Raw genomic sequence first — 16,435 nt, forward strand, 5'->3', positions numbered from 1 at the left:
GTCCGTGTCCTGAATCTAGGCTGGAATGAAGTCCGCAGAAGTACGTAATCAGAAGGTCCGCACCTTGGGCGGAACGCTGTCCACCGTCAGGGGCTTGAGCTTCACCGCCTTGTAGGCGAGGCGGCTGCCTTCGCTGTACCACAGCGAGTGCTTCATCCAGTTGGCGTCGTCGCGGCCGAGCGGCGAGACCGGGTCGTCCGCCGGGCGCTCGTAGTCGCTCACCGTGTGGGCGCCGCGGCATTCCCTGCGGGCGGCGGCCGACACGATCGTGGCCTGCGCGGCCTCGATCAGGTTCTCGACTTCCAGCGCTTCCACGCGCGCGGTATTGAACACGCGCGACTTGTCCTTCAGGCCGATGGACTCCACGCGCTCGCGGATCGCCGCGATCTTGCGCACGCCTTCGTCCATGCTGGCCTGCGTGCGGAACACGCCCGCGTGCTGCTGCATGGAGGCGCGGATGTCGTTGGCGACGTCCTGCGAGTATTCGCCCGAAGCGGCGTTGTCGAGGCGGTTCAGGCGCTCCAGCGTGCGCTCGGCGGCATCGGCGGGCAGCGGCTTGTGCGCCTTGGTGCGGCTCGCGAACTCGACGATGTGGTTGCCGGCGGCCTTGCCGAACACCAGCAGGTCCAGCAGCGAGTTGGTGCCCAGGCGGTTGGCGCCGTGCACGCTCACGCAGGAGCACTCGCCCACGGCGTACAGGCCGTTGAGCGGGCTGCTGTCGCTGCCGTCCTTCTGGATCACGACCTGGCCGTGGATGTTGGTCGGCACGCCACCCATCTGGTAGTGGATGGTGGGCACCACCGGGATCGGCTCGCGGGTGATGTCGACGTTGGCGAAGTTCACGCCGATCTCGTACACCGAGGGCAGGCGCTTGTGGATGGTCTCGGCGCCCAGGTGGTCGAGCTTGAGCAGCACGTAGTCCTTGTTGGGACCGCAGCCGCGGCCTTCCTTGATCTCCTGGTCCATCGAGCGGGAGACGAAGTCGCGCGGAGCCAGGTCCTTCAGCGTGGGCGCGTAGCGCTCCATGAAGCGCTCGCCGTTGCTGTTCAACAGGATGGCGCCTTCGCCGCGGCAGCCTTCGGTGAGCAGCACGCCCGCGCCGGCCACGCCGGTCGGGTGGAACTGCCAGAACTCCATGTCTTCCAGCGGGATGCCGGCGCGCGCCGCCATGCCCAGGCCGTCACCGGTGTTGATGAAGGCGTTGGTGGAAGCCTGGTAGATGCGGCCCGCGCCGCCGGTGGCCAGCAGCACGGTCTTGGCGTGCAGCACGTGCAGGTCGCCGGTTTCCATCTCCAGCGCGGTCACGCCCACCACGTCGCCCTCGGCGTCGCGGATCAGGTCCAGCGCCATCCACTCCACGAAGAAGCTGGTGCGGGCCTTGACGTTCTGCTGGTACAGCGTGTGCAGCATCGCGTGGCCGGTGCGGTCGGCCGCGGCGCAGGCGCGCTGCACCGGCTTCTCGCCGTAGTTGGCCGTGTGGCCGCCGAAGGGGCGCTGGTAGATCGTGCCGTCGGGGTTGCGGTCGAACGGCATGCCGAAGTGCTCGAGCTCGTACACGACCTTCGGGGCCTCGCGGCACATGTACTCGATCGCGTCCTGGTCGCCGAGCCAGTCGGAGCCCTTGACGGTGTCGTAGAAGTGGTAGTGCCAGTTGTCTTCCGACATGTTGCCCAGCGAGGCGCCGATGCCGCCCTGCGCGGCCACCGTGTGCGAGCGGGTGGGGAAGACCTTGGACAGCACGGCCACGTTCAGGCCGGCCAGGGAGAGTTGCAGCGAGGCGCGCATGCCGGAGCCGCCCGCGCCCACGATGACGACGTCGAACTTGCGCGTCGCGATGTTCTTGGTGGTGTATGCCATGTTCCTTAAACCCTCCAGAGCACCTGGATGGCCCAGCCCGCGCAGCCCAGCAGCCACACGATGACCAGGATCTGCAGCACGAGGCGGATGCCCACGGGCTTGACGTAGTCCATCAGCACGTCGCGCATGCCGACCCACACGTGGTACAGCAGGGCGACGATGGTGGCGAAGGTCAGCGCCTTCATCCACTGCGGATGGAAGATGCCGGCCCAGTTGTCGTAGCCGATCGGGCCGCGCGAGAAGATCACCTGCGCCAGCACCACCAGGGTGAACAGCGCCATGAGGACGGCGGTGACGCGCTGCGCGAGCCAGTCGCGCATGCCGTAGCGGGCGCCGACGACGGTGCGGCGGGAGCCGTAGTTGACTTCCATTTCTTTTTCTCCGGGGATCAGTACAGGCCGAACAGCTTGGCGCCGAGGACGACGGTGAGCAGCAGGCTCGCCGCCAGCGTGAACACCGCGGAGCTGGTGCCCCAGCCCTTGCTCACGGCCTTGTGGCTGACGTCCATCCACACGTGGCGCACGCCGGCGATGAAGTGGTGCAGGTAGGCCCAGATCAGCGCCAGCGCCACCAGCTTCAGGATCACGCCGCCCGCGCCGGCGTTGAACGCGTTGCGGAAGCGCGCGAACGAAATCTCGGACGACACCGAGGTGTCGAACATCCAGATGATCAGGGGCATCAGCACGAACATCAGCACGCCGCTGACGCGGTGCAGGATCGACACCCAGCCCGGGGCGGGCAGCCGGTAGGTGGGCAGGTCCTTGAAGGCGTTGATGTTGCGGAATTCCGGCCGCGGCTTGGCGAGCTCTGTCATGCGGGGTTTCTTTCGGTGGGCAGGCGGAGGGTGCGGGTGATAGGGGACAACCCTAGATTCTATTTCAGCGTGAATGGCGGGCCGACCGAAGCGGTCAGCTCAATTCGTTGCGGTAGTGGTGGCTGTCGGTGCGATAGAGCCCGCGGCGCAGCTCCATCGGCAGGTCGTTGTAGGTGAAGGAGAGCCGCTCCACCGAGAGCAGCGGGGCGCCGTCCGCGACCGCCAGCAGCGTGGCCTGCTGCGCGTCGGCCGCGACGGCGCGGATCTTTTCTTCGGCGCGCACCATGCGCACGCCGAACTCGAGTTCGAACAGGACGTAGGTCGGCCCCTGGTGCTCCGCGAGCTGCTCCGCGGTCAGCCCCTTGAAAGCATTGCCCGGCAGCCAGATGTCTTCCAGGATGGTCGGCACGTCGCCGAAGGAGAGCACGCGGCGCACCTGCACGACCGAGTCGCCGGTGCGCAGCTGCAGTGCGCGCGCGACCTCGGCGCTGGCGCGCACGCGCCGGCATTCGAGGATGCTGCGCTGCGCCGGGCCTTCGTCGCCGCTGTCGGGCACGAGCTTGAGGAAACGGTAGCGCACGTGCTGCTCGGCGTGCGTGGCGACGAAGGTGCCCTTGCCCTGGCGGCGCACCACCAGGTTCTCGGCGGCGAGTTCGTCGATCGCCTTGCGCACGGTGCCCTGGCTCACGCGGAAGCGCGCGGCCAGGTCCATCTCGCTGGGGATCGCCTCGCCCGGCTTCCATTCGCCGGCCTGCAGGCTCTGCAGGATCAGCCCCTTGATCTGCTGGTACAGCGGGCTGAAGGCCGGCGTGGCGGCGGACACCGCGTCGGGCGCGGCGGAGTCGAAGGAGGAGTGGGGCGGGGCCATCGGCGGGCGAGGCGGCAGGGGCCGTCTCGGGTCCGCATCATATCTTATATAAGACATAAGACAAATTGACCCTGCGGGTTTCTCCGAGTACACTCCCGCGCTGTCCCCGCCGGGCCACGCCTTTCGCGCTCGCGCCCCTCGCCGACTCCCATCGCATTCCATTCCATTTCGGAGATTCCCATGAGCAAGAAGCCCGTCCGCGTAGCCGTCACCGGCGCCGCCGGCCAGATCGGTTATGCCCTGCTGTTCCGCATCGCCTCCGGCGAGATGCTGGGCAAGGACCAGCCCGTCATCCTTCAGCTGCTGGAGATTCCCGACGAGAAGGCGCAGAAGGCCCTCAAGGGCGTGATGATGGAACTGGAAGACTGCGCCTTCCCGCTGCTGGCCGGCATGGAGGCGCACAGCGACCCGATGACCGCCTTCAAGGACACCGACTACGCGCTGCTGGTCGGCGCCCGTCCGCGCGGCCCGGGCATGGAGCGCAAGGACCTGCTGTCCGCCAACGCGCAGATCTTCACGGCGCAGGGCAAGGCCCTCGACAAGGTCGCTTCGCGCAACGTCAAGGTGCTGGTGGTCGGCAACCCCGCCAACACCAACGCCTACATCGCGATGAAGAGCGCGCCCAGCCTGCCGCGCGAGAACTTCACCGCCATGCTGCGCCTGGACCACAACCGCGCGCTGTCGCAGGTCGCCGCCAAGACCGGCACCCAGGTCAAGGACATCGAGAAGCTGACCGTGTGGGGCAACCACTCGCCCACCATGTACGCCGACTACCGCTTCGCCACCGTGAACGGCAAGGCCGTGAAGGACCTGATCAACGACCAGGTGTGGAACAAGGACACCTTCCTGCCCACCGTGGGCAAGCGCGGCGCCGCCATCATCGAGGCGCGCGGCCTGTCGTCCGCCGCTTCCGCGGCCAACGCCGCCATCGACCACATGCGCGACTGGGCCCTGGGCACCAACGGCAAGTGGGTCACCATGGGCATCCCGTCCAACGGCGACTACGGCATCCCCAAGGACGTCATGTTCGGCTTCCCGGTCACCACCAAGGACGGCAAGTACGAGGTCGTCAAGGGCCTGGAGATCGACGCGTTCTCGAAGGAGCGCATCGACCTCACGCTGAACGAGCTGCAGGAAGAGCAGGCCGGCGTCGCTCACTTGCTGTGAGCTTGCCTGGTCGGGCGTTGAGCGTTGGGCGTTCAGCGTCCACTCTCAACGCTCAACGCTGAACGCTGAACATGCATCCCAGAGACATCCTCCTCGGCGCCCAGGCGCGCACCGGCACGCTGCCGGTGTGCGACCACTACAGCGGCGTGGAGGCGCGCATGCGCAAGAGCCTGCAGCTCCAGGAGGAGATGGCGCAGGAGTTCGGCGCGTGCGTGTTCGACGTCACGCTCGATTGCGAGGATGGCGCGCCGGTCGGCGGCGAGGCGGAACATGCCGCGCTGGTGGTCGAACTGGCGCTCGGCGCGAAACCGGATGCGCGCGTCGCGGTGCGCGTGCATCCCGTCGACCACCCGGCCTTCGAGCGCGACATCGAGATCATCGCGGGCCGCGCCGGCCAGCGCCTCGTGCACGTCATGCTGCCCAAGGTGGAACGCGCCGAGGACGTCGAACGCGCCGCGCGCGCCCTCGACGCCGCCGGCGCGAAGGACCTCCCGCTGCAGGGCCTGATCGAATCCCCCGCCGCGGTGCACCGCGCCTTCGACATCGCGGGTCACCCGCGCATGCAGTCCCTCAGCTTCGGCCTGATGGACTTCGTGTCGGCGCACGGCGGCGCCATCCCTTCGGAAGGGATGGGCGTGCAGGGCCAGTTCACGCACCCCCTGGTGGTGCGTGCCAAGCTGGAAATATCGTCCGCGTGCCATGCCCACGGCAAGGTGCCGTCGCATGGCGTCGTGACCGAATTCAAGGACAAGGCGGCTTTCCGCGCCGCGGCGTCGCGTGCAGCCAACGAGTTCGGTTACACGCGCATGTGGAGCATCCACCCTGACCAGATCAGGGCGATCGTGGAAGTGTTTGCTCCCAGCGCCAACGAAATTCACAAGGCGTCACAGATTCTTCGCGGTGCCGAGGCGGCGAACTGGGCACCGATCAGCTTCGACGGCAAACTCGAGGACAGGGCGAGCTACCGCTATTACTGGCAGGTGCTGGAGAGGGCACACCGGACCGGCAGGCAGCTCCCCGACGAAGCGCGCGCGTGGTTCGCGCGTCAACCAGTCCGAGGAGAGACGTCTTGAAGAAATTTGCCTTTGCAGTCCTGTTCGCATCCATCGCCGGCGTTGCGCTGGCCCAGGCCCCGGCCCCGGCGCAGCAGCCCGCCGCCAAGCCGGCCAAGTCGAACAAGCCGGAATCCGTGAAGAAGGTGGCGGCGCCGACCAAGCGCCAGGCCATCGAGGAAGCCACCCCCACGACCGAACCCGATCCGCGCATCAAGCTGTCGGAAGCGCAGCTGGCGATCGCCAGGACGGTCTACACCGGCGAGATCCAGTGCGAGCTGGGCGAGAAGGTCTCGATCAAGCCGATGAAGCGCGAAGGTTTCTTCTTCGTGTCCAAGGGCGTGAGCAAGTTCGTCATGCATCCGGAAGAGAGCCGCACCGGCGCGATCCGCCTGGAAGACCCGGTGCGCGGCGCGCTGTGGCTGCAGCTGGCCAACAAGTCGATGCTGATGAACCAGAAGGAAGGCAAGCGCCTCGCCGACGAATGCAAGAGCCCCGAACAGGTGGCCTATGCCAAGAACATGAAGCCGGTGAACCTGCTGGAACCCGGCAAATGAAGCCCCATTGAACGGAGAACCCCATGTTGCAAGCCTACGTTGAACACGTTGCCGAGCGCGCTGCGCTCGGCATCCCCCCGCTGCCGCTGACCGCCAAGCAGACCGCCGACCTGATCGAGCTGATCAAGGCGGCCCCGGCCAAGGAAGAAGCCTTCCTGCTGGACCTGCTGACGAACCGCGTGCCGCCGGGCGTGGACGACGCGGCCAAGGTGAAGGCGAGCTTTCTCGCGGCCGTCGCGCATGGGGACCTTTCCGTCAAGGCGATCTCGAAGGCCAAGGCGACCGAGCTGCTCGGCACCATGGTCGGCGGCTACAACGTCAAGCCGCTGATCGACCTGCTGGACGACGCGGAAGTCGCGCAGGTCGCCGCCGACGGCCTGAAGAAGACGCTGCTGATGTTCGACTACTTCCACGACGTCGCCGAGAAGGCCAAGGCGAACAACGCCTTCGCGAAGCAGGTGATGCAGTCGTGGGCGGACGCCGAGTGGTTCACGAGCCGCCCGGAAGTGCCGCAGAAGATCACCGTCACCGTGTTCAAGGTGCCCGGTGAAACCAACACCGACGACCTGTCGCCCGCCCCGGACGCCTGGTCGCGCCCCGACATCCCGCTGCACACGCTGGCGATGCTGAAGAACAGCCGCCCGGGTGCCGCGTTCAAGCCGGAGGAAGAGGGCAAGCGCGGCCCGATCGCCTTCGTCGAGGAACTGAAGAAGAAGGGCCACCAGGTCGCCTACGTCGGCGACGTGGTCGGCACCGGCTCTTCCCGCAAGTCCGCCACCAACAGCGTGATCTGGGCCACCGGCCAGGACATCCCCTTCGTGCCGAACAAGCGCTTCGGCGGCATCACGCTCGGCGGCAAGATCGCCCCGATCTTCTACAACACGCAGGAAGACTCCGGCGCGCTGCCCATCGAAGTGGAAGTGGGCAAGCTGGAGATGGGCGACGTGATCGACGTGCTGCCCTACGAAGGCACGATCGAGAAGGACGGCAAGGTCATCGAGCGCTTCGCGCTCAAGTCCGACGTGCTGCTGGACGAAGTGCGCGCCGGCGGCCGCATCAACCTGATCATCGGCCGCGCGCTGACCGCCAGTGCGCGCCAGTTCCTTGGCCTCGGCGCCTCCACCACCTTCCGCCTGCCCAAGCCCCCGGTCGATTCCGGCAAGGGCTTCACGCTGGCGCAGAAGATGGTCGGCCGCGCCTGCGGCCTGCCGGAAGGCCAGGGCATCCGTCCCGGCACGTATTGCGAGCCGCGCCAGACCACCGTGGGCAGCCAGGACACCACCGGCACCATGACGCGCGACGAACTGAAGGACCTGGCCTGCCTGGGCTTCAGCGCCGACATGGTGATGCAGTCCTTCTGCCACACCGCGGCCTATCCGAAGCCCGTGGACGTGAAGACGCACCGCGAGCTGCCCGCGTTCATGAGCAACCGCGGCGGCGTGTCGCTGCGCCCGGGCGACGGCGTGATCCACAGCTGGCTCAACCGCCTGCTGCTGCCCGACACCGTGGGCACCGGCGGCGACAGCCACACCCGCTTCCCGATCGGCATCAGCTTCCCGGCCGGCTCCGGCCTGGTGGCCTTCGCGGCCGCCACCGGCGTGATGCCGCTGGACATGCCCGAGTCGGTGCTGGTGCGCTTCAGCGGCAAGATGCAGCCCGGCATCACGCTGCGCGACCTGGTGCACGCGATCCCCTACTTCGCGATCCAGCAAGGCCTGCTGACCGTCGCGAAGGAGAACAAGAAGAACATCTTCTCCGGCCGCATCCTCGAGATCGAGGGCCTGCCGGACCTGAAGGTGGAACAGGCCTTCGAACTGTCCGATGCCTCCGCCGAGCGTTCCGCCGCCGGTTGCACGGTGAAGCTGAACGACGCGCCCGTGCGCGAGTACCTGCAGTCGAACGTCGTCCTGATGAAGAACATGATCGCGCAGGGCTACGCCGACAAGCGTTCGCTGGAGCGCCGCATCCAGGCCGTCGAAGGCTGGCTCGCCAAGCCGAACCTGCTGGCCGCCGACAAGGACGCCGAGTACGCCGCCGTGATCGAGATCGACATGGGCAAGATCACCGAGCCGCTGCTGTGCTGCCCGAACGATCCGGACGACGTGAAGCCGCTGTCGGCCGTGCAGAACACGAAGATCGACGAGGCCTTCATCGGTTCGTGCATGACCAACATCGGCCACTTCCGCGCGGCGTCCACGCTGCTGGAAGGCAAGCGCGACATCCCGGTCAAGCTGTGGGTCGCCCCGCCGACCAAGATGGACCAGGAGCAGCTGACCAAGGAAGGCCACTACGCCAACTTCGGCAGTGCCGGCGCGCGCACCGAGATGCCCGGCTGCTCGCTGTGCATGGGCAACCAGGCGCAGGTGAAGGAAGGCGCGACGGTCGTGTCGACCTCCACCCGCAACTTCCCGAACCGCCTGGGCAAGAACACGCAGGTGTTCCTGTCCTCCGCGGAGCTGGCTGCGATCGCGTCCAAGCTGGGTCGCCTGCCGACGGTGGCGGAGTACCAGGCCGACATGGGCGTGATCAACGCCAACGGCGCCAAGGTCTACCGCTACATGAACTTCGACCAGATCGAGGAATACGCGGAGACGGCCAGGGAAGTGACGGTCTGACGACCGCGGCTGCATGAAGAAAGCGGCCCGCGGGCCGCTTTCTTCATTGGCGCCGGAGATCGCGGCGCGGCGCGGGCGGCGCGCCCATGACCGTGGTGGCCGGGCTGGCGGAGGTTGCCGCACTCGCAGCGACGCCGGAGCCGCCCGTGCCGTCGCCGGTCCCCGCGCCGGTGCCGCCGGCCGAGCCACCGCCGCTCGCCACGCCAACGCCACTGGCACCGTTGCCGCCCGCGCTACCGCTGCCGCCATTGCCGCCGCTGCCACTCCCGCCGCCCCCGATGCCCAGGCCGAGCGCCGCCCCGAGATCGGCGCTGATGGCCGCATTGCTGCCTGAAGGCGAGGCGAGGTTGCTGCCGGCCGTCGCGCCGACGCCGGTGGCGCTGCCCCGGCTTCCGAACGAAAGGCTTGCGGCGGCATTCGTGCCGGCGGCCGTACCAGCCCCTGTGCCCGCGCCGACACCGGCGCCCACACCGGCGCTGGCACTGGTGCCGCCCGCGCCGACGCCTGCGCCGACACCCGCGCCGACGCCGCCGACGCCCGCACCGGCCCCTGCGCCCGCGCCGACACCACCGCCGCCCGCGCCCACGCCGGCCCCGACACCCGCGCCGACACCGCCGACACCGCCGACGCCCGCCCCGGCACCGGCGCCCGCGCCGAGCGCATGGGCGGACGAGGCCAGGACCGCACCGGCGGCGAGTGCCGCGAGCAAGCGCGCGGTGGACCTGTTTTTCTTCGTGTTCATGCAACTGCTCCTGTCGTTGAAAGAGGAGCATGGTCGGCGGCGCACCGTTCGGGAAAGGTGGCACGGGCGCCTACGCGCGCGTGCGTCGGCGCTGGCGCCGCGCTGCGTGTAACACGCCCGATGCCGTGGCTGGGCCAACGGAATTACGAACGAGGTTTCCAGATCCGGCCGCGCGCACGGTCCGAGGCGTCACAGGGTGTGAGCGAAGGGTCGCCGTTTTTCAATCGTGACAGCGGCGCGTTCCGTTCAATTTTTCATGCTTTCGCCGCTTGCCCGCCCGCGCGCGGCCTTCCGTGCTCCGGAAATGGGAGCGGCACCCGCGCGCATGCACTAGCCGTTAGCATGCGCCACGGCCTTCAAAGGTAAAACCCAATGTTTCGTTCCTTCTTCCTGAACCGCCGCTGGTTCGCCTGGTCCATCCTGGGGACCATCCTGATCCTTGCCTCGGTGTGGTACCGCGTGCAACTCGACGTGCGGATCAACGAGTGGTTCGGCAGCTTCTACGACCTGCTGCAGAACGCGCTGTCCAAGCCGGGCAGCATCACGCTGCCGCAGTACTGGAAGGAGATGTCCACCTTCCTGAGCATCGCGATGATCTACATCACGGTGGCGGTGCTGCTGGAATTCTTCGTCAAGCACTACGTGTTCCGCTGGCGGACGGCGATGAACGACTACTACATGCAGTTCTGGCCGCGCCTGCGCGCCGTCGAGGGCGCGGCGCAGCGGGTGCAGGAAGACACCATGCGCTTCGCCAGCATCATGGAAGGCCTGGGTGTCGAGCTGGTGCGCAGCGTGATGACGCTGGCGGCCTTCCTGCCCATCCTGTGGACGCTGTCGGAGAAGATCACTGCACTGCCCGTGATCGGCTCCATCCCGCACTCCCTCGTCTGGGTCTCGATCTTCTGGTCGGTGTTCGGGACGGTGCTGCTCGCCGTCACGGGCATCCTGCTGCCGGGCCTTCAGTTCCAGAACCAGCGCCGGGAAGCAGCCTACCGCAAGGAGCTGGTGTACGGGGAAGACGACGCCAGCCGCGCCCAGCAGCCGGTCGTGACCGCGCTGTTCCAGGAAGTGCGCCGCAATTACTTCAGGCTGTTCTTCCACTACCTGTACTTCGACGTCGCGAAGTGGACGTACCTGCAGGCCAGCGTGCTGGTCTCGTATGTCGCGATGGGGCCGACCGTGGTGGCTGGCGTCATCACCCTGGGCGTGTTCCAGCAGATCGCGCGGGCGTTCGACAAGGTCACCGAATCGTTCCAGTACCTCGTGATGAGCTGGAGCACGATCGTGGAGCTGCTGTCGGTCTACAAGCGGCTGCGGGCGTTCGAGAGCCGCATCCATGAGGACGCGGACGCGGCCCCGCCGGACGATGGGTTGGTGCCGTTGAATCCGTGAGGTGGAGGCGGCGATCGGCGGGGTTCGGTGCTTCGCACGCTCACCGCCGCCCTACAAATTCGCGAACGTCCGGTGTTCGTAGGTCGGGGTGAGCGGCGAAGCCGAACCCCGACGCCTCACCCCGACAACTTGCGCAATGCTTCGCCGGTGGCCGCGTCCGCCGGAAAGAACGTCTCCAGCGCCAGCTCCTGCAGCGTCACGTCCACGGGTGTGCCGAAGATCGTCGTGGTGCTGATGAGGCTCAGCACCCCCGCCTCGGTGCGCAGCCGGAACGGCATCGCGATTCCCAGCACTTCGCCTTCCAGCCGCGTGGCGTCCGCATCCTCGCCCGCCGGATAGCCGCGCAGCTCCTGCAGCAGCGCCTGCAGGTCGCTGTCGGCGGTCGCCTGGATCTGCTGCCGCAGCCGCTCGAACAGATGGTGCCGCCACTGCCCCAGGTTGACGATCCGCGGCGCCAGGCCTTGCGGATGCAGGCTCAGCCGCAGCACGTTCACCGGCGGCTGCAGCAGTGCGGCGTCCACGCCGGCCAGCAGCGGCAGGACCGTCGCGTTATGCGCGAGCAGGTTCCAGTGCCGGTCGACGGCCAGCGCGGGGTAGGGCTCGTGGCTGCGCAGGATCAGCTGCACGGCTTCGCGCGCGGTCGCCAGCGCGGGGTCGTCCAGCGGCCGCTCGCGGTACATGGGCGCGTAGCCGGCGGCGACCAGCAGCGCATTGCGTTCGCGCAGCGGCACGTCCAGCCGCTCCGCCAGCCGCAGCACCATTTCGCGGCTAGGCAGCGACCGGCCGGTCTCCACGAAGCTCAGGTGCCGGGTGGAGATGTCCGCCTCGCTTGCGAGGTCCAGCTGGCTCATGCGCCGGCGTAGCCGCCATGCGCGCAGATGCTCGCCGAACGGACGGACGCGGGATGAAACAGGCGGGGACGCGGTCAGGGCGAGGTCCATGCCGGCATCCTAGAACGGATGAGACGGTACTTCCATGACCTCCGAGGTCATGGAATCCAACGCCGAAGCGTCTCCGGCAGCGTTCCTGTCATACTGTCAGCTCGACAATAAAACATCGCCGTCATTGTCTTCGCGCTTCGAGTACCGGCCGGATATCGACGGACTTCGCGCCATAGCGGTCCTGGCCGTGATTGGATTCCACGCGTTCCCGGAAGCCGTGCGAGGCGGCTTCGTCGGCGTCGATGTGTTCTTCGTGATTTCCGGTTACCTGATTTCCGGAATCATCCTGAAGTCGCTGGATGAGCGCTCCTTCAGCCTTTCAGGGTTCTATTCCCGCCGGATCAGGCGGATCTTTCCTGCGTTGATCCTTGTCCTCTCGGCCTGCCTGATCGCGGGGTGGACCTTCCTGTTTGCCGACGAATACAAGCACCTCGGCTTGCATGCCGCCGGCGGGTCCGTGTTCGCTTCCAACTTCCTTTTGTGGAGCGAGGCCGGCTATTTCGACCAGGCTTCCACCACGAAGCCGCTGCTCCACCTCTGGTCGCTCGGGATCGAGGAACAGTTCTATCTGGCTTGGCCCCTGCTGCTCCTCGTCCTCTACCGGATCGGTTCGCGCTGCGTTCCGTGGGCGATTGCCGGCATCGCCTTCTCTTCCTTCCTTGCCGGCGCGATCACCGTCGATTCGAATCCGGTGGCAGCCTTCTACTCTCCGGCGCCCCGGCTCTGGGAGTTCCTTGCCGGCACCGCCCTGGCGGCCAGGTCCGATCGCATCGATCGCTTCTTCGGAACGCGGTCGCGCAATTTGCGGTCGGCCGTCGGCATTGCGTTCATCGCCACGGCCATCTTCGTCTTCGACACGGAGTACGCTTTCCCGGGCTGGTGGGCGTTGCTGCCGGTCGGGGGCGCATTCCTCGTCATCTCTGCCGGCGCCGGGCAGGGAGCGAACAGGACCCTCCTGTCCACACCCCTCCTCGTCGGCATCGGCCTGATCAGCTATCCGCTGTACCTCTGGCACTGGCCGCTGATTTCCTTCGCGTACATCGCCGAATCCGGTCATCCCGGCGTCGTCTTGCGGAGCATGGCCGTCGCGGCAAGCTTGTTCGCGGCCTGGCTGACCTATCGATTCGTCGAAACGCCAGTCCGCCACGGGCCGAATCCAAGGGTTCCGCTTCGCCTGGTCGCATTGGTTCTGACGGTTGGAGGTGCGGGCTTCCTGGTCAGCCATCTGGACGGAATCCCGACTCGCGGATCCCTTCAAGCGCAACATTTCGACCTGGAGAAGATCGGCAAGGAGCGACTCGCCTCCATGCGAGCCGGGTTCTGCCATTTCCATTTGCCCGAAGACACCTTGGCGCGGCGCGCGATCGGTGACTGTCTGGCCCTGGACGATCACCGGAAGAACATCCTGATCGTGGGGGATTCGCACGCATTCGACCTGAGGACGAGCCTGAGCCAAGCGTACCCGGAGGTCAATTTTCTCCAGGTGACGGGGTCGGGTTGCACTCCGATCGAATCGCTCTACACGGACCGGACGGATCGCTGTGGAGACATCGTCCGTCACGTCAAGTACGGCTACAAGGATCTCACCGCACTCGACGGAGTCATCCTGTCGGCCAAATGGTCCCGCAATTTCAGGTTGCTGGCCGAGGACATCGCGCATTTCCGGTCGCTCGGCGTCCGCGTCGCGGTCTTCGGGCCCACGTTCGAGTTCACGGGCGACGTGCCGAAGATCCTTGCCCGCCAGCCGTCGCACAAGCCCAATGTCATGCTGGTCTCCTATCTGCGCGAAAGCCCGCTCAAGTTGGACTCCGAAATGGAGAACTTCTTCAAGAGCATCGGCGTGAGCTACGTTTCCAAGATCAGGAACCTCTGCGCCGACGGCATCTGCCCTGCGCTGGACGACACCCGGCAACTGCTGGTCATCGACTACGGCCACTGGAGCGTGGAGGGCGCGAAACACTATGGAAGCCTGTTTCGAAAGCACCGCGTGCTGGAAAAATGGCTGCAAGCCGCCGACGACTGATCCGGTTCGCCGGTGCGCCCTCCGCTCCTCCAGGGTTGGGCGGGCGCGCAACCCGGCATCTTGTATGCTGGCGGGTCCGGCGCAGCCGCGCCGATGCTGCACAGAACGAGCCCAGACCTTCCGATGACCCGCGTTTTCAACTTCAGCCCCGGCCCCGCCACGCTCCCCGAACCCGTCCTGCGCAAGGCGGCCGAGGAGATGCTGGACTGGCATGGCTCCGGCATGTCGGTGATGGAGATGAGCCACCGCGGCAAGGAGTTCATGTCCATCTTCGCCGAGACGGAAGCGACGCTGCGCGAACTGCTGGCCATCCCTTCCGGCTACAAGGTGCTGTTCATGCAGGGCGGCGCGATCGGCGAGAACGCCATCGTGCCCATGAACCTGATCGGCGCCACCGGCCGCGCGGACTACGCGCTCACCGGCGACTGGTCGAAGAAGTCGTACAAGGAAGCGAAGAACTTCGGCCAGGCGAACGTCGCCGCGACGGCCGAAGGCGCCAAGTTCACCGCCATCCCGAAGCAGTCCGAGTGGAAGCTCGATCCCGGCGCCGCCTACGTGCACATCTGCTCCAACGAGACCATCGGCGGCGCGCAGTTCCACTGGACGCCCGACACCGGCAAGGTGCCGCTGGTGGCCGACATGTCCTCGGACATCCTGTCGCGCCCGATCGACGTCTCCAAGTACGGCCTGATCTATGCCGGCGCGCAGAAGAACATGGGCCCCTCGGGCCTCACCGTGGTCATCGTGCGCGAGGACCTGCTCGGCCATGCGCTTCCGATCACGCCCTCGGCCTTCAACTACAAGGTCCAGGGCGACAACGACTCGATGTACAACACGCCGCCGACCTATGCGATCTACATCATGGGCCTGGTGCTGCACCACGTGAAGCAGATGGGCGGCATGAAGGCGGTGCACGAGCACAACCTGGCCAAGGCGCGTATCCTCTACGACTTCCTGGATTCCAGCAGCTTCTACCGCAATCCCATCGCGAAGGAGGACCGCTCGATCATGAACGTGCCGTTCTGGCTGAAGGACGCCGCGCTCGACGAAGCCTTCCTCAAGGGCGCGCAGCAGCGCGGCATGATCCAGCTGAAGGGCCACCGCTCGGTGGGCGGCATGCGCGCCTCGATCTACAACGCGATGCCGATCGAGGGCGTGCAGGCGCTGGTGAAGTACATGAAGGAGTTCGAAATCCAGCATGGCTAGCGGTCCTGCCTTCGAGGTGTTGGTGTTGAACCAGATCTCGAAGGTCGGTCTGGACCGGCTGCCTGCCGGCCGTTACCGCACGGGCAAGGACTTCCCCGCGCCCGACGCCATCCTGGTCCGCTCCGCGGACCTGCACGGGATGGAGATCCCGCACTCCGTCGCCGCCATCGCCCGCGCGGGCGCCGGCACCAACAACATCCCCGTGAAGGCCATGAGCGCGCGCGGCGTGCCGGTCTTCACCGCGCCCGGCGGCAATGCCAACGCCGTGAAGGAGCTGGTGCTCGCCGGCATGCTGCTGGCCGCGCGCAACCTCTGGGGCGCGCAGCGCTTCGTGCAGGGGCTCGACGCGCAGCAGCCCGGCCTGGACAAGGCGATCGAGGATGGCAAGAAGTCCTTCGCCGGTTTCGAGCTGTGCAACCAGACGCTGGGCGTGATCGGCCTGGGCAAGGTCGGCTGCCTGGTGGCGGATGCCGCGATCAAGCTGGGCATGCACGTGCTGGGCTACGACCCGGAGATCACCGTCGAAGCGGCCTGGAGCCTGCCCTCGCAGGTGCAGCGGGCCACCAGCGTGGAAGACGTGCTGAAGCACGCGCGGCTCGTATCGCTGCACGTGCCGCTGGTGGATGCCACGCGGCACCTGGTGCACGCGCAGAACCTGCGGCTGATGAAGCACGACGGCGTGCTGCTGAACTTCTCGCGCGAAGGCGTGGCCGACGATGCCGCCGTGGTCGCCGCGCTCGAAGCCGGCCGCCTCGGCGCCTACGTCTGCGACTTCCCGCACCCCGGCATCCTGGGCCACCCCAAGGTGATCGCGCTGCCGCACCTCGGCGCCTCGACGCGCGAGGCCGAGGACAACTGCGCGATCATGGTGGTGGACCAGCTGCGCGCCTTCCTCGAGGACGGCCACGTGCGCAACGCCGTCAACTTCCCGCAGGTGGACATGGGCCGCGAGTCGCCCTACCGCCTGGCCATCGCCAACGCCAACGTGCCCAACATGGTGGGCCAGATCTCCACCGCGATGGCGAAGGCCGGCCTCAACATCCACAACATGGTCAACAAGTCGCGCGGCGAGATGGCCTACACCCTCGTCGACGTGGACAGCGCGGTGGCCGGGCCGGTGCTCGCGGCCATCCGCGCCATCGACGGCGTGCTGTCGGTGCGTTACCTCCCCGTCAGCCCCTGAGCCACCGGGCCGGCGCGT

The 16,435-nt window shown here is 67.1% G+C and carries 14 protein-coding genes; 8 read left to right on the forward strand and 6 right to left on the reverse strand.

Going from position 1 to position 16,435, the window contains the following annotated elements:
- Positions 1 to 48 precede the first annotated feature (48 nt).
- From sdhA to VF522_RS00235, 4 genes are all read right to left on the reverse strand, one after another.
- The gene (gene sdhA, locus VF522_RS00220; protein WP_330906177.1) at positions 49 to 1,857 is read right to left on the reverse strand and encodes a succinate dehydrogenase flavoprotein subunit; all 1,809 of its coding nucleotides are present in this window, start codon (positions 1,855 to 1,857) and stop codon (positions 49 to 51) included.
- A 5-nt stretch (positions 1,858 to 1,862) separates the two neighbouring features.
- On the reverse strand, positions 1,863 to 2,228 hold the full coding sequence (gene sdhD / locus VF522_RS00225) for a succinate dehydrogenase, hydrophobic membrane anchor protein (protein ID WP_330906178.1): 366 nt from the start codon (positions 2,226 to 2,228) through the stop codon (positions 1,863 to 1,865).
- A gap of 17 nt (positions 2,229 to 2,245) precedes the next feature.
- Positions 2,246 to 2,671: a succinate dehydrogenase, cytochrome b556 subunit gene (gene sdhC, locus VF522_RS00230; protein ID WP_330906179.1), complete on the reverse strand. Its 426-nt coding sequence runs from the start codon at positions 2,669 to 2,671 to the stop codon at positions 2,246 to 2,248.
- Positions 2,672 to 2,765: 94 nt separating this feature from the next.
- Positions 2,766 to 3,539, reverse strand: coding sequence for a GntR family transcriptional regulator (locus VF522_RS00235; protein ID WP_330906180.1), 774 nt, complete (start codon positions 3,537 to 3,539; stop codon positions 2,766 to 2,768).
- A gap of 180 nt (positions 3,540 to 3,719) precedes the next feature.
- Between VF522_RS00235 and VF522_RS00240 the strand changes: the two genes are divergently transcribed.
- The 4 genes from VF522_RS00240 (at position 3,720) to VF522_RS00255 (ending at position 8,930) form a co-directional block, all read left to right on the forward strand.
- The gene (locus VF522_RS00240) at positions 3,720 to 4,706 is read left to right on the forward strand and encodes a malate dehydrogenase (RefSeq protein ID WP_330906181.1); all 987 of its coding nucleotides are present in this window, start codon (positions 3,720 to 3,722) and stop codon (positions 4,704 to 4,706) included.
- Between the two features lie 71 nt (positions 4,707 to 4,777).
- Positions 4,778 to 5,779 carry an HpcH/HpaI aldolase/citrate lyase family protein gene (locus VF522_RS00245; protein WP_330906182.1) on the forward strand — a complete coding sequence of 334 codons (1,002 nt, stop codon included), beginning with the start codon at positions 4,778 to 4,780 and terminating at the stop codon, positions 5,777 to 5,779.
- On the forward strand, positions 5,776 to 6,315 hold the full coding sequence (locus VF522_RS00250; protein ID WP_330906183.1) for a hypothetical protein: 540 nt from the start codon (positions 5,776 to 5,778) through the stop codon (positions 6,313 to 6,315). The genes VF522_RS00245 and VF522_RS00250 overlap by 4 nt, the downstream gene beginning before the upstream one ends.
- A 23-nt stretch (positions 6,316 to 6,338) precedes the next feature.
- Positions 6,339 to 8,930: a bifunctional aconitate hydratase 2/2-methylisocitrate dehydratase gene (locus tag VF522_RS00255; RefSeq protein WP_330906184.1), complete on the forward strand. Its 2,592-nt coding sequence runs from the start codon at positions 6,339 to 6,341 to the stop codon at positions 8,928 to 8,930.
- A gap of 43 nt (positions 8,931 to 8,973) precedes the next feature.
- Here the strand turns inward: VF522_RS00255 and VF522_RS00260 are convergent, their stop codons facing one another.
- The gene (locus VF522_RS00260) at positions 8,974 to 9,672 is read right to left on the reverse strand and encodes a hypothetical protein (protein ID WP_330906185.1); all 699 of its coding nucleotides are present in this window, start codon (positions 9,670 to 9,672) and stop codon (positions 8,974 to 8,976) included.
- Between the two features lie 372 nt (positions 9,673 to 10,044).
- On the opposite strand from VF522_RS00260, the gene sbmA reads away from it, so the two are divergent.
- Positions 10,045 to 11,064: a peptide antibiotic transporter SbmA gene (gene sbmA / locus VF522_RS00265; protein WP_330906186.1), complete on the forward strand. Its 1,020-nt coding sequence runs from the start codon at positions 10,045 to 10,047 to the stop codon at positions 11,062 to 11,064.
- 116 nt (positions 11,065 to 11,180) lie between these two features.
- Here the strand turns inward: sbmA and VF522_RS00270 are convergent, their stop codons facing one another.
- Positions 11,181 to 12,005, reverse strand: coding sequence for a helix-turn-helix transcriptional regulator (locus tag VF522_RS00270; RefSeq protein ID WP_330906187.1), 825 nt, complete (start codon positions 12,003 to 12,005; stop codon positions 11,181 to 11,183).
- 34 nt (positions 12,006 to 12,039) lie between these two features.
- Here VF522_RS00270 and VF522_RS00275 point away from each other — a divergent pair, with 34 nt between their 5' ends.
- The 3 genes from VF522_RS00275 to VF522_RS00285 all read left to right on the forward strand — a co-directional run bounded on the left by VF522_RS00275 (position 12,040) and on the right by VF522_RS00285 (position 16,417).
- The gene (locus VF522_RS00275) at positions 12,040 to 14,028 is read left to right on the forward strand and encodes an acyltransferase family protein (RefSeq protein WP_330906188.1); all 1,989 of its coding nucleotides are present in this window, start codon (positions 12,040 to 12,042) and stop codon (positions 14,026 to 14,028) included.
- Positions 14,029 to 14,151: 123 nt separating this feature from the next.
- Positions 14,152 to 15,234, forward strand: a complete 1,083-nt coding sequence (serC, locus tag VF522_RS00280) for a 3-phosphoserine/phosphohydroxythreonine transaminase (RefSeq protein WP_330906189.1) — start codon at positions 14,152 to 14,154, stop codon at positions 15,232 to 15,234.
- Positions 15,227 to 16,417: a phosphoglycerate dehydrogenase gene (locus tag VF522_RS00285; RefSeq protein ID WP_330906190.1), complete on the forward strand. Its 1,191-nt coding sequence runs from the start codon at positions 15,227 to 15,229 to the stop codon at positions 16,415 to 16,417. The genes serC and VF522_RS00285 overlap by 8 nt, the downstream gene beginning before the upstream one ends.
- The last annotated feature ends 18 nt before the right edge of the window (positions 16,418 to 16,435 follow it).

Origin of the sequence: Ramlibacter sp. (assembly GCF_036383835.1) — a bacterium.
Taxonomy (GTDB): Bacteria; Pseudomonadota; Gammaproteobacteria; order Burkholderiales; family Burkholderiaceae_C; genus Ramlibacter.